Origin of the sequence: Photorhabdus akhurstii (genome assembly GCF_018448925.1) — a bacterium.
GTDB classification, from domain to species: Bacteria; Pseudomonadota; Gammaproteobacteria; order Enterobacterales; family Enterobacteriaceae; genus Photorhabdus; species Photorhabdus akhurstii.
In genome coordinates, this window is the sequence record NZ_RCWE01000004.1 from 177,612 (window position 1) to 190,837 (window position 13,226).

General features: G+C 40.2%; 15 protein-coding genes. 10 read left to right on the forward strand and 5 right to left on the reverse strand.

From position 1 onward, the window contains the following. Window positions 1-312 precede the first annotated feature (312 nt). From EAE93_RS07460 to pabB, 3 genes are all read right to left on the reverse strand, one after another. A complete protein-coding gene (locus EAE93_RS07460) occupies window positions 313-1,677 on the reverse strand; it encodes an L-serine ammonia-lyase (protein WP_112893997.1) in 1,365 nt (454 codons plus the stop codon). Window positions 1,678-1,848: 171 nt separating this feature from the next. Continuing rightward, a complete protein-coding gene (locus EAE93_RS07465) occupies window positions 1,849-2,412 on the reverse strand; it encodes a CoA pyrophosphatase (protein ID WP_105397138.1) in 564 nt (187 codons plus the stop codon). After that, window positions 2,409-3,779 carry an aminodeoxychorismate synthase component 1 gene (pabB, locus tag EAE93_RS07470; RefSeq protein ID WP_214039420.1) on the reverse strand — a complete coding sequence of 457 codons (1,371 nt, stop codon included), beginning with the start codon at window positions 3,777-3,779 and terminating at the stop codon, window positions 2,409-2,411. The genes EAE93_RS07465 and pabB overlap by 4 nt, the downstream gene beginning before the upstream one ends. Before the next feature lie 139 nt (window positions 3,780-3,918). Here pabB and EAE93_RS07475 point away from each other — a divergent pair, with 139 nt between their 5' ends. The 3 genes from EAE93_RS07475 (at window position 3,919) to pip (ending at window position 5,607) form a co-directional block, all read left to right on the forward strand. Continuing rightward, window positions 3,919-4,098 (forward strand): YoaH family protein, encoded by a 180-nt coding sequence (locus tag EAE93_RS07475; protein ID WP_036781980.1) that lies wholly within the window; start codon window positions 3,919-3,921, stop codon window positions 4,096-4,098. A 107-nt stretch (window positions 4,099-4,205) separates the two neighbouring features. Continuing rightward, window positions 4,206-4,580 carry a protein YebF gene (yebF, locus tag EAE93_RS07480; protein ID WP_110086449.1) on the forward strand — a complete coding sequence of 125 codons (375 nt, stop codon included), beginning with the start codon at window positions 4,206-4,208 and terminating at the stop codon, window positions 4,578-4,580. A 73-nt stretch (window positions 4,581-4,653) separates the two neighbouring features. Further along, window positions 4,654-5,607: a prolyl aminopeptidase gene (pip, locus tag EAE93_RS07485; protein WP_040153326.1), complete on the forward strand. Its 954-nt coding sequence runs from the start codon at window positions 4,654-4,656 to the stop codon at window positions 5,605-5,607. A 49-nt stretch (window positions 5,608-5,656) separates the two neighbouring features. On the opposite strand, the gene EAE93_RS07490 is transcribed toward pip, so the two are convergent. After that, a complete protein-coding gene (locus tag EAE93_RS07490) occupies window positions 5,657-5,887 on the reverse strand; it encodes a DNA polymerase III subunit theta (RefSeq protein ID WP_040153323.1) in 231 nt (76 codons plus the stop codon). A 319-nt stretch (window positions 5,888-6,206) separates the two neighbouring features. Between EAE93_RS07490 and ftnA the strand changes: the two genes are divergently transcribed. The 4 genes from ftnA (at window position 6,207) to EAE93_RS07510 (ending at window position 8,668) form a co-directional block, all read left to right on the forward strand. Next, on the forward strand, window positions 6,207-6,710 hold the full coding sequence (ftnA, locus tag EAE93_RS07495; RefSeq protein WP_036782010.1) for a non-heme ferritin: 504 nt from the start codon (window positions 6,207-6,209) through the stop codon (window positions 6,708-6,710). Window positions 6,711-6,904: 194 nt separating this feature from the next. Further along, window positions 6,905-7,291: a CopC domain-containing protein YobA gene (yobA, locus tag EAE93_RS07500; RefSeq protein WP_036781988.1), complete on the forward strand. Its 387-nt coding sequence runs from the start codon at window positions 6,905-6,907 to the stop codon at window positions 7,289-7,291. Between the two features lie 2 nt (window positions 7,292-7,293). Beyond that, window positions 7,294-8,187, forward strand: a complete 894-nt coding sequence (gene copD, locus EAE93_RS07505; RefSeq protein WP_214039421.1) for a copper homeostasis membrane protein CopD — start codon at window positions 7,294-7,296, stop codon at window positions 8,185-8,187. A gap of 139 nt (window positions 8,188-8,326) precedes the next feature. Then, a complete protein-coding gene (locus EAE93_RS07510) occupies window positions 8,327-8,668 on the forward strand; it encodes a YebY family protein (RefSeq protein ID WP_036781991.1) in 342 nt (113 codons plus the stop codon). A 227-nt stretch (window positions 8,669-8,895) separates the two neighbouring features. Here EAE93_RS07510 and EAE93_RS07515 read toward each other — a convergent pair whose 3' ends face one another. Beyond that, on the reverse strand, window positions 8,896-9,138 hold the full coding sequence (locus tag EAE93_RS07515; protein WP_036781993.1) for a DUF1480 family protein: 243 nt from the start codon (window positions 9,136-9,138) through the stop codon (window positions 8,896-8,898). A 664-nt stretch (window positions 9,139-9,802) separates the two neighbouring features. Between EAE93_RS07515 and EAE93_RS07520 the strand changes: the two genes are divergently transcribed. The 3 genes from EAE93_RS07520 (at window position 9,803) to prc (ending at window position 13,174) form a co-directional block, all read left to right on the forward strand. Further along, window positions 9,803-10,300: a GAF domain-containing protein gene (locus EAE93_RS07520; RefSeq protein WP_036781995.1), complete on the forward strand. Its 498-nt coding sequence runs from the start codon at window positions 9,803-9,805 to the stop codon at window positions 10,298-10,300. 95 nt (window positions 10,301-10,395) lie between these two features. Further along, window positions 10,396-11,103: an RNA chaperone ProQ gene (gene proQ / locus EAE93_RS07525; protein WP_040153316.1), complete on the forward strand. Its 708-nt coding sequence runs from the start codon at window positions 10,396-10,398 to the stop codon at window positions 11,101-11,103. A 19-nt stretch (window positions 11,104-11,122) separates the two neighbouring features. Further along, complete coding sequence (prc, locus tag EAE93_RS07530) at window positions 11,123-13,174, forward strand: carboxy terminal-processing peptidase (RefSeq protein ID WP_214039422.1); 2,052 nt, start codon at window positions 11,123-11,125, stop codon at window positions 13,172-13,174. Window positions 13,175-13,226 lie beyond the last annotated feature (52 nt).

Here is a 13,226-nt window from a genome sequence, read left to right on the forward strand (position 1 = left end):
ATTAACATTAGAAATACCAGAGGAAAATTGCTGTCAGTCAGAAAAAATGAAATAGATAAAAATGTTAACCATAAAACAATTTAATAAGCTGAAAATTGTAAAATTAATTTATAATTATCTATAATTTGTTTATTGTTAGATGTTTATTCTGTTTCTGGTAACATCTTATTAATTTAAAATAGAAAATATATTCATCTTTTTAGATCAAAAGATGATCATTTTGATTTTTGGCTAAAAAATATCCCTACCATAAGGTAGGGATATTTTCATTACAGAAGCATTTATTGATTAAAAAACAGGTTATTTATTTGATTAATCACACTGAACTTTAATTGCCAAACCACCGCGGGATGTTTCACGATATTTAGCGTTCATGTCTTTACCTGTTTCGTACATGGTTTCAATAACTTTATCGAGAGAAACACGAGGTTCACTGGTACGGCGCAAAGCCATGCGTGCAGCATTGATTGCTTTTACTGAAGCAATGGCATTTCGTTCGATACAAGGTACTTGTACCTGGCCTGCCACCGGGTCACAGGTAAGGCCGAGGTTATGTTCCATACCGATTTCAGCCGCAACACAGACCTGTTCAGCGCTGCCGCCAAGCAGCTCAGCAAGGCCGGCTGCCGCCATCGAACAGGCAACACCTACTTCCCCTTGGCAACCCACTTCAGCTCCAGATATTGATGCATTCATTTTATAGAGAATGCCAATAGCGCCGGAAGCGAGGAAATAGCGGATATAGAGTTCTGGCGTTACAGGTTCAATGCAGTGGTTGTAATAAGCGAGTACGGCAGGAACAATGCCACAAGCGCCATTGGTTGGAGCGGTAACAACACGCCCACCCGCAGCATTTTCTTCATTGACTGCCAGGGCGAACATATTCACCAAATCCACAACATTCATTGGATCATTGGACAGATTGTTTGATGAAGTCAGCATGCGATGTAGTGCCGCTGCCCGGCGTGGTACACGCAGTGGGCCAGGTAAAACCCCTTCTGTATTCAAACCACGTTCAATACAAGCCTGCATGGTATCCCAGACATCGGCAAAATAGGCATTAATTTCTTCTTTGCTGTGGAGGTCCAGCTCATTTTTCATCATTAAACCGGAAATAGATAACCCGGTTTTATTACAATTCATCAGTAATTCTTTTGCTGAATTGAATGGATATGAAACGGGTTTGGTATCCTGAGAAGGTTTACCAAAGTGTTCTTCATCAACAATAAAACCACCACCAATTGAGTAGTAGGTTTTGCTATAAACTTTTTTGTCCCCCGCGAATGCGTGAATTTGCATGCCGTTTTCATGTAATGACAAGTTATCACTACGGAAAACCATGCCGCTATCACGTGGGAAATCGACTTCATGTAAACCGTTGGCTAACTTAATGCGCTGTGTTTGCTCTACATCACGAATAAAACCGGGGATCGAATCAATATCAACGGTGGCGGGTAAATTCCCTGCCAGACCCATGATAATGGCGATATCCGTATGGTGACCCTTGCCGGTTAATGAGAGTGAGCCGTAAACATCGACGGCTACACGCGTGATAGAAGGCATTAATCCCTGGTTTACCAGATCGTCGACAAACTGTTTGCCGGCTTTCATCGGGCCAACCGTATGAGAGCTAGATGGGCCAATACCGACCTTAAACATGTCGAAAACGCTAATCACGCCAGACTCCTTAAAAAAGATAGAGATATAGTTATATATATTGGGGTACGCTACTTTACTGTGATTTAGTAGTGTTGATAAGGGAGTTTACAGTTTTTTTTGAATTATGATAGCAACAGTGATAAAGATGGGCGAAAAAAATACAAATTAGTTATCCTTAAATGATTTAAATCAAACCTGAACTTGTTGAGCTAATTGATGAATTATCGTTGCTGTCAGTCCCCAGATGAGGTGTCCCTGGTACCAGTAAAAATAGATACGATTCTGCTGACCGCGACGGTTAATATCAAGATAATGGTAACTCGAAAGTGAAAGCGCTTCTGATAGAGGGACTTCGAATATTTTGGCAACTTCTGCCGGGTTGCTGTGGAGGGGTAATCCGGGGGGCAATAACCCGACAATAGGGGTCACCAGGTAACCACTGATGCTATTTAAAGGAGCGAGTTGTCCCAGAACCTGAACTTTTTGACGAGGTATGTTAACTTCTTCTTCCGCTTCCCGTAGTGCTGTCGCGATTATTGATTTATCTTTAGGATCAACAGCTCCCCCTGGGAAGGCGACTTGACCGGCATGTGACCGTAAAGTGGCGGAGCGTCGGGTCAATAATAATGTTGGTTTCGGTTTGCAGATGATGGGTAATAACACCGCGGCATGGCGGTTGTTATCTAAAAGCCGTTTAGGTGGTGGTGGAAGTTGTAACTGAAATCTGTTAACGAAATCAGACAGCGATATCATATGACTTTTATTTTCCCTAGTTGTGGCAAAATACAATTCAACTTATCAAATGTTTCCTGATACTCTTTTTCAGCAATGCTGTCGGCAACGATCCCGCCGCCAGCCCAACAATATATTTTTTCTTTCTCAGTTAAGAGGGTACGAATGGTGATATTGCTATCCATTGTGCCACAGAAACTAATATAGCCAATTGAACCACAATAACCATGTCGGCGATGAGGTTCAAGTTCTTCTATTATCTCCATCGCTCTGATTTTGGGCGCTCCGGTAATAGAACCTCCGGGAAAACAGGCACGTAATAGATCCGTTGCATGTTGTGCATTTGGCAGTGTTGCGGTGATTGTGCTAACCAGATGATGAACGGCAGGGAATTGTTCAACCACAAATAATTCAGGAACTTTAACTGACCCCGGTGTAGCTACCCGGCCAATATCATTCCGTAATAAATCGACGATCATCAAATTTTCAGCTTGGTCTTTTTTCGACGCTGCTAGTTTTTCAGCTTGTAAAGCATCCTTTTCTGCATCACCTAAGCGCGGTAATGTTCCCTTGATCGGGCGAGTTTGAATTTGTTTATTTTCCAAGAGTAAAAAACGTTCGGGAGAGACACTGATAACGCTGTTTTCCGGTAAACGAATAAAGGCTGAAAAAGGTGCGCGGTTGCTCTCATTAAGTTTTATGAATGCTTGCCATTCATCTCCTTGGTAATCGGCGCAAAATCGTTGTGCCAGATTAACTTGATAACAATCGCCATTTAACAGATAGTGATGAATGCAGTTAATCTTCTCATTATATTGTTTAGCGCTCATATTTGACTGCCATTCACTGGTCAACGTAAAAGCTGCTTTTGGTGAAACTTGGCGAGATGTAAGCCAGTTCAGACGCGTGTCAACATTACTGTAACTGAATAAAATCACCTCTTTTTTATGATGATCAACAATCAGTGCCCAGTCATAAATACCTATTGCCATATCTGGAAATGACAGCTCATTTTTGGCTTGTGACGGTAATTCTTCAATATAACGCCCTAGGTCATATCCCCATAAACCGAGTGCGCCACCCTGAAATGGCAAATCAGCATCAAGTTTTGCTGTAATATTTAATTTCTTTAGTTGTTTTTTTAGCAGGTGAAAGGGATCTTCCTCAGTAATATAGATATCACCATCTTCGTTTATTTCAGTCGATTTATTATGACTGAGCAGAGTTATCCGTGGTTCTGCAACCATAATATCAAACCGGTTATGGGGGTGGTTGGCAGAACCAGAATGGAGCAGCATTGCCCAAGGTTGGTTTGACATCGGCGCGAAATAGTTGATGGCAGCGTCTGGTTGATAAGGTAATTGTCGTTTTTGTAGTGAAATACTCATTATGATGTTGGTTTAGCAGTTGTAACGTAAAAGTTAGTTTTGATTTTAATCCTTACAGATTAGCATAGAAATCCATTCCTTACTTGAGTTAAAAATCGCTATACTCCTCGGCATAGATCACTTTATAGAGGTTATTATCATGTTTTCGGATATGCCAACTTTATCCCATCAGGAACAGCAACTAGCAGTGGAAAAGATTCAGCAATTGATGGTTGAAGGAATGAGCAGTGGGGAAGCGATTGCGTTGGTTGCTCAAGAAATTCGTGAACAGCATCGAGGAAAAGAACAGGTGAATGTAGTGTTTGATGATGAAAAATGAACATAATTAAATTATTTATTTAACAATAATCACACATTTGTTTTACCTGACATGCTAGGTTAGCTCCATATTTAATCTCTTACTTTGAGATATTAACGGGAGGTAGTATGAAAGCATGTCATATCATTAACAGAGTTGGCCTATCGGGTGCTGCACTTTTGCTCACTGTTTCATTCACAGTATCTGCTGTATCGGAGAACAAACGTGTTGATAAATTTATTTCTTGCGATAATTTAACCAAATCGCAAATTGCCGCTCAAGTAAAGCGTGATTTTCTGCAAAACCGCATTAACCATTGGTCAGAAGATAGAAAGCAGTTGGGAACTTCTAAACCAGTGGTGTGGGTAAAGGCGGAAAATATTACTGGCGATAAAGATATCTTAAAAATTCCGCTGACTGTTCGTGGTTCTAAACGTGACAAAGGCTACCGTGTTGTCGTTGATTGTCAGCAAAATACGATTAGCTATAGCGAATTGAAATAACATTTTCTGCTAGTTATCTCTACCCGTCGTTAGACGGATACTGGGTTTGGTGTTAGTCAGTAAAGGAAATGTTATGTCAGAATTGAGAAAATTATATCCGGTTTGTGAAGCTTATCGCTCGGGTTATTTGGATACAGGCGATGGTCATCAAATTTATTGGGAATTGTGCGGTAATCCTGTAGGTAAGCCTGCTGTATTTATTCATGGCGGGCCGGGCGGTGGTATTGCCTCTTATCACCGTCGGTTATTCGACCTGAAGAAATATCATGTCATGCTATTCGATCAGCGTGGTTGTGGACGTTCAAAACCTCATGCCAGTTTGGAAAATAATACCACTTGGCATTTAGTTGAAGATATTGAGCGTTTACGTCAATTGATGGGGGTGGAAAAATGGCTGGTATTTGGTGGCTCGTGGGGTTCAACTTTATCTTTAGTTTATGCCCAGACTCATCCTCAACGCGTTTCTGAATTAATTCTTCGGGGAATTTTCTTGCTGAGACCACAAGAGTTGCACTGGTATTATCAGGATGGCGCTTCTAATTTCTTCCCTGACAAATGGCAACGCACAGTATCTATTTTATCCGAGGAAGAACGAAAGGATGTGATCGGAGCATATAATAAGCGGCTGACCAGTGATGACCTTCGTGTGCAATTAGAAGCCGCTCGTCTCTGGAGTTTGTGGGAAGGGGAGACGGTGACATTGCTTCCTTCAAATAGTGTGGAGTGTTTTGCAGAAGATGAGTTTGCTTTGGCATTTGCTCGGATTGAAAACCACTATTTTATCAATGAAGGTTTTATGAATGAGGAGCAGCAACTGTTGAATAATATTGACGTTATACGGGATATTCCGGCAGTTATCATTCATGGCCGATATGATATGGCTTGCCGGGTGCAAAATGCTTGGGATTTAGCGCAGGCATGGCCGGAGGCGGAATTACATATTATTGAAGGAGCAGGGCATTCATTTGATGAGCCGGGTATTTTACATCAGCTTATTAGTGCAACAGATAGGTTTGCCGATCAGTGATTGGATATAACCACCGGTTATCCGGTGGTTACCCATGCTTACTGGCTGATTAGCGGCTTTTGGGTTCGTAGGGTAAACGGGAAAATTGTTTGGATAATTGGCGATAATACACTAAACGTTGTTGAAAATATTGCCGCAGATACTCGGGTTGCTCTTGTTCAACGGTATCAGGCAGTACTGGCATATTGTAACGCTCCTTAAAAGCTACGCCGGAGGCTGCCAAATCAACATTCACTTTGTCCATGTTCTCTGTGGAAAGCTCGGCCAGATTATGTTTCATAAGTGTCTTTCTCATTCACACACAAAGTGATAAAACTAATCCAGAAGAGTTTTTCTGGCAAGGTCTGAATTGATTATTTTATAAATATAAATAATATTCATTATCATTAAATATAAAAATTCCTTGATGAAGATTATTTTGTAAATGTAATTCATTTTCATTTAAATACATTAAATGAGATTCATTTTCATTTTATTTGTCAGGAAATATATTTATATTTCAATATGATATGTATATTTAATTTATTTTCTCTTATTGGGTTTTATTATTCTAATTTAATTGGCATAATATAGGTGAATTAATGACTGGAGTATCTATTATGTTAAACCGAGAAATGATTGATAAATTAAATGAACAGATGAATCTGGAGTTCTATTCTGCGAATTTATATCTACAAATGAGTGCATGGTGCGGTGAACAAGGATTACCTGGCGCTGCTGCGTTTTTTAAATCACACTCCCAGGAAGAAATGCAGCATATGCATCGTTTGTTTGATTATCTGAGTGATACAGGTGCAATGCCACGTTTGGGGCAAATTGATGCGCCTTCCGCCGATTATGAATCTATAACCCATGTACTCAATAGAACTTATGAACACGAGAAGTTTATTACTGCCGAAATTAATAAACTTGCTCATTTGGCGATAACCACGCAGGATTATTCTACTTTTAACTTTCTGCAATGGTATGTAGCGGAACAGCATGAAGAAGAGAAATTGTTTAAATCTATCCTTGATAAATTAGGTATGGTTGGCGAGGATGGTAAAGCACTTTTCCTATTGGATAAAGATCTGAAAGGTCTGGCTGCTGCAAATCCTGTCTAATGAAATGGAATTAATTAGCCGCAGTAGTCGCAATAACTTTAGGTATTTAAAGTCAATGCTGCGGTTTTCCTTTATTTTTGCGCGATAGTTCACAAGACGAAATTCTCATTGTAAGTTATCGCAGATAAAATAACTCTTTTGATATAAAATGATGACAACTTATCGAGATTCATTTGAAAATTAAGAGGTTATTGATGACTATTAGCACAATTCGCTCTTTTTGCCGAAAATTATCTGCTCTAATTGTTCTTTTTGTTGGCATATCCTGCCAGCAAGCTTTGGCCCATGCCCATTTGACAGAACAAATTCCGGCGGAAGATACTACTGTAGAAAATACACCGCAGGTAATCACATTAAGCTTTTCTGAAGGTATTGAACTGAATTTTAGTAAAGTAAAAGTGACTGGTCCGGAAAATAGACCCATTAAAACCGGAAAATTGAAGCTTGATCCGGCAACTAATACAAAACTGATTCTTCCTATCGAAGATAAACTAACGACAGGGAGATATGATGTGAACTGGAGCGTGGTCTCTGTTGATGGGCATAAGACCAAAGGTGTCTATAGCTTTACAGTGAAATAATTATGTCTCTGGCGGCGCTGTATATTCTTTGTCGCTTCACCCATTTTGTGGCAGTTATGTTAATGTTTGGCTTTAGCGTATTTACTGCCATCTTGGTTCCTGAGCGTTTATCTGTTCTGATTGATGCGCGCCTCCGTTTAGGGGTAATTATCAGTACCGTTGTGACATTAATAACAACAATTGGATGGTTGGCAATTCAGGCGGGAATAATGGGTGATGGCTGGCAGGATATTTATAATCTAGAAATCTGGTTGGCAGTACTGGGAACAACTTTTGGTAAAGTTTGGCAATGGCAAATACTGATTTCAATAGTTGCTACGGGGTTTTTGTTTATCAGTAAACAAAAAGCCAGAAATATTCTGATGTTAATCAGTTCTACGGTTTTACTCGCCTGCCATGCCTTTATAGGCCATTCGGTAATGCATGATGGGATAACCGGCGTTTTTTCTCAGGTCAATCAGGTAATTCACTTAGTGAGTGTTGGGTATTGGTTTGGTGGATTATGGCCTTTTTTATTATGTCTGAAATTTTTACGGATACAAAATGAATTGGCCATAGGGTTGGATAAACAGATTATGATTTCTATGATGCGTTTTTCCACGTATGGTCACGTTGCTGTAACCCTGATTATTATAACGGGCATCATAAGCAGCTTAATTTTGCTGCCGAACTGGCCGAAATATAGCGGCAGTGAATATCAATCCATGCTATGGCTGAAGATAGCATTAGTGGCGGGCATGGTGATGCTAGCATTAATTAACCGCTATATCCTGGTTCCCAAACTGAAACAACCTGGCCGTTATCAGTTGTTGATTATCAATAGTTGGATTGAAATTATCCTCGGAGCATTGGTTTTATTATGTGTTGCTGCTTTTGCCACTTATCAACCAGTTTGATTTTCTTAGCTAACTATCTATCTCAATAGGTGCTATTGGTGCAGCCTATTCTTGACACTAAATATATAGTGAATATGGAAAAAGCTGGAGTGTATAAAGATCCACTTCGCTCGCTTTTATATCTACATTGGTAACTATTATGAAACGTTTACTCTTATTACTTTCCTTGTTTTGTCTCTCTTTTCAAAATGTTGCTGCGCCGATTGAAACGGTGAGTAAGCTACAATTTGGTGATAAATGGGCATTTACACGGGAAGAGGTGATGTTGGATTGCCGAGCAAATAAGGCTCTGTTTGTGATTAATCCAAGTACGTTAGTGCAATACCCATTGAATGATATAGCCACAGAGATGATGCAGGTAGGGAAAGTGAATGCTAAGTCTTTGGATATTATTTTATTGGATGATAGCAAAAATCCAACTCAAAAAATGAGTATAGAGCCATTCCAACAAGCAGCTTTAGCATTGTGCGATAAAAAATAATGTCATTGAGTAAGCGATAGCGTCTATATTTGGCTTAATGGAAGATGTTGTTTTTGATTATTTATTATCCAAAAAGTTGGTAAAATGCAAGTATGTCGGCTACGCTTTAAGTTGTAAGTTGTTTTTCGTCTCAATGACACTTTTAGCGCACGGCTCTTAAGAGCCATTTTCCCTAGGCCGAGTAGAGGAGTCAACTCGGCCTTTTTTTGTCACAAGTTTTGTGGACATCAGACCACCCTCATAACCCATGCATGTCTTTGTCTATCATAATGCTTTCTGTAGAGAAGAATGTGTTTATCGTTTAATAAGGCGGGAATACTGGTGTGTTCATCCCATCCATCCAACTGCATACAGAGTTCGCGGTCGGAATTACAGGGAATGCTGATGGTGATATCATCCTCTTCAGAAGGTGAAGAGAGAATAGCATCATCAATTTCGTAGCTGGAAATTCTTAATATTGTCTGGTTCATGATCGCTCCTTAACTTTTAGATAACAGGTAAGACCAGTGTGGCCATCATTGAGGATAGATCAAATAGCTGAGATTTCCAGTAATAATATTTTCTATGTTGGATAATCGGTAGATGATATTGCTGTTATAATTATCTGTTCTAAAACTTACTATCGTCATATTGCTTTTTTTATCTTTGTCATTCTTTGACCTTTTATACATTCAGTAGGAAATATTTATTTGGTGTGGTAGTAAGGAGTAAAAGTGTTAGTGATGGTGTAGTAAATGCAATAATTCTACGGATAAATTGTTTGAATGTTTTGTTTTTTACTACACAACCAGTCAATTCTCAAATGGAAGAGGCTAATGAACGACACTGTTATCAGATAATTGATCTTTATAATTGTGGAAAAGTTCAATTTAATTTTATTGTATGGGAACCTGGAGGTGCTGACGGTGAATCATATTCATACTGGTTGCGCCCCTGATAATGTTTTGGTAAGTAGTGTGATATCTCACAAGCTTTTGCAAGTATTCAATAAATATATTAAAGAATATCTTATTAAAGATAGTAAAGAATTTACGTCAGTGTGACAGACTGTTAACCTTATTGTTATGGGCATTTGATATTTTTTTGATATAAAAATAGAGATGCGTTTTGTGAATTTCATCGGATAGGTCAATTATGAATAAAAATGAGTTCTATCGGGAGCTTACGGGGGACTTAAAAGCTCTGTTGTCTGGTGAGTATGACTTAATAGCAACGCTGGCTAATGCCAGTGCATTGTTGTATGAACGCTTGCATGATGTTAACTGGGTTGGTTTTTACCTGATTGATGGCGATACGTTGGTGTTAGGGCCATTTCAGGGAAAAGTTGCTTGTGTCAGAATACCTGTTGGCAAGGGGGTATGCGGAACGGCTGTATTAGAAAAGCGCATCCAGCGTGTTGATGATGTTCATACGTTCCCAGGCCATATCGCCTGTGATGCCGCTAGTAACGCTGAAATTGTGCTGCCGTTGATTGTAAGCGATAGAATCATCGGTGTATTGGATATTGATAGTACGGTCTTTAATAGGTTCGACGAGAAAGACGAATTTGGCTTACAAGCCCTTATTGATGGGCTTTGTGCTCATTTAGAACAGTGCGTTATGCCTAAATATGTTGAATTGAATGTAACTTAACATATGGATAACGTGGCATTTATCAGCAACGCTATTATAATGACGCCAGTTCATGCCTATGCTGGTTGGCAAAACCGTTGTAATCAGGAAATTTCATGGAAAATCAACCTAAGTTGAATAGTAGTAAAGAGATTATTGCATTTTTAGCTGAGCGTTTCCCGCTCTGTTTCGTAGCAGAAGGTGAAGCTCGTCCTTTAAAGATCGGTATTTTTCAAGATATCGTTGAACGTATTCAGGACGAAGAGTGTTTAAGTAAAACACAACTGCGTTCCGCCTTACGTCTGTACACATCAAGTTGGCGCTATCTGTATGGTGTTAAAGAAGGTGCACAGCGTGTTGACCTTGATGGTAATTCATGCGGTGAACTGGAAGCGGAACACATTGAACACGCTCTCCAGCAACTGACTGAAGCCAAAGCACGGGTTCAGGCACAGCGTGCGGAACAAAGAGCTAAGAAACGTGAAGCTGAAAATGCGGCGGCTGGTGAAAAAAGTGAACGGCCCGCAGCCAAGAAACCTGCACCTCGTCGCCGTGCTAACAATACTGAGGGGGAAAAACGGCAGCAACAGCCACGCCAACAAAAGCGTCCTCAGCAAGCACGTAAGCCAGTTGCTAAACCTGCTCAACCTTCACCTACTCAGATTATCGATGTTTCATCGCTGAAAATTGGTCAGGAAATTAAAGTAAGAGTGGGTAAGAGTTCAGTGGATGCTTCTGTGCTTGAGATCGCCAAAGATGGTGTACGAGTACAATTGCCTTCCGGTTTGGCAATGATTGTACGCGCAGAACATTTACAGTTCTGATACGGAGGCCAACCTGGGCATGAACAAATTCGTCAGACTGGCTTTTGTCTTAGGTGTTTCAATTTTTGGTACTTGTTATGCAAATACAAACAGTCCGGTGGCTGTTCCTGTTGGCATTGAACAACTACCTATATTGAAGCAGGAACCTCAGCATTCAACAGTGAGCGAGCGGGTAACATCCCGCTTCACTCGTTCTCATTATCGCCAATTTGATTTAAATGGTGATTTTTCGGCAAAAATATTTGATCGCTACCTCAATATACTGGATTACAGCCATAACATATTATTAGCGTCAGATATTGCTCAGTATGCCGATAAGAAAAAGTTGTTAGGCAAGGAATTGGAAAGTGGGAATCTGGAAATTCCATATGACTTGTTTAATTTGTTACAGAAACGTCGCTTTGAGCGTTATCAGTACGCTTTATCGCGTCTTGAACAGCCAATGAATTTTGATGGTAACGATACAATTGATATTGATCGTTCCAAAGCCCCTTGGCCACAGAGTGTGGAAGAGCTAAATAAACTTTGGGATGCTAAAGTTAAGTATGATTGGCTCAACCTCAAGCTCAGTGGCAAAGAGGACAATAAAATCAAAGAGATGCTCACCAAACGTTATCAATCCGCGTTAAAACGTCTGACACAAAGTCAAAGTGAAGATGTTTTCCAATTGATTATGACTGCGTTTGCTCGTGAAATTGATCCTCATACCAATTATCTTTCACCACGCAATACTGAACAGTTTAACTCAGAAATGAGTCTTTCCCTGGAGGGGATTGGTGCTGTTTTGCAAATAGATGATGACTACACGGTTATAAATTCTTTGGTTGCTGGTGGACCTGCCGCCAAAAGCAAAGCATTAAACGTGGGCGATAAGATTATTGGTGTCGCTCAGTCTGGGAAGTCTATGGTGGACATTATTGGCTGGCGTCTGGATGATGTGGTTGCGCTGATTAAAGGTCCTAAAGGGAGTAAAGTACGGCTTGAGGTTATTTCTGATACCAAAGGGGCAAAACCACGTACTGTTACTTTAACTCGTGAACAGATCCGTTTGGAAGATCGGGCTGTGAAGATGTCAGTTAAGACAATGGGTCAGGAAAAAGTGGGCGTTCTTGATATCCCCGGTTTTTATGTTGGTTTGACTGATAATGTTAAAACGCAATTACAAAAACTGACCAAACAGCATGTCAGTGCTATTGTCATTGATTTGCGTAGCAATGGCGGTGGTGCGCTGACAGAGGCGGTTTCTTTATCAGGCTTGTTTCTCCCAAGCGGCCCGATTGTCCAAGTTAGAGATAATAATGGAAAAATCCGTCAGGATTCTGATACCGATGAAGTGGTGTACTATAAAGGACCTTTGGTTGTTCTGGTAGACCATTTTAGTGCTTCTGCTTCTGAAATTTTTGCCGCGGCAATGCAGGATTATGGGCGAGCGTTGATTGTTGGTGAACCGACTTTTGGTAAAGGCACAGTTCAACAATATCGTTCTTTGAGTCGTATTTACGATCAAATGATGCGTCCTGATTGGCCATCACTGGGTTCTGTCCAATATACGATTCAGAAGTTCTATCGCGTGAATGGCGGTAGTACTCAGCGTAAAGGGGTTACTCCTGATATTGTAATGCCGACGGGGGTTGATCCGGCAGAAACGGGGGAAAGTTTCGAAGATAATGCTTTGCCTTGGGATAGCATTCCTCCTGCCCGTTATACAGGGTCTAAAATTGTTGCTGCATTGGTTCCTCAGTTGAATGTCGTTCACAATGCTCGCATTACAAATGATCCAGAATTCAAGTACATCAATGAGGATATTGCTCACTATAAGGCGATGAAAGAGCATAAAAATCTTGTTTCTTTGAACTACGCACAAAGAGAGAAAGAGAATAAGGAAGCGGATGCTCTGAAGTTGAATCGCATAAATGATCGCTTTAAACGCGAAGGTAAAAAGCCGTTAACTTTACTGGATGATTTACCTAAAGATTATCAGGGGCCAGATCCCTATCTTGATGAGTCAGTGAAGATTGCACTTGATTTAGCACACCAACCTGCTGAGAAAATGTTAGCTAAATCTAAATAAAATAATGGGTTAAAGCCTGTCAATGATTAATGCCCAATATCGTTCGCTTGAG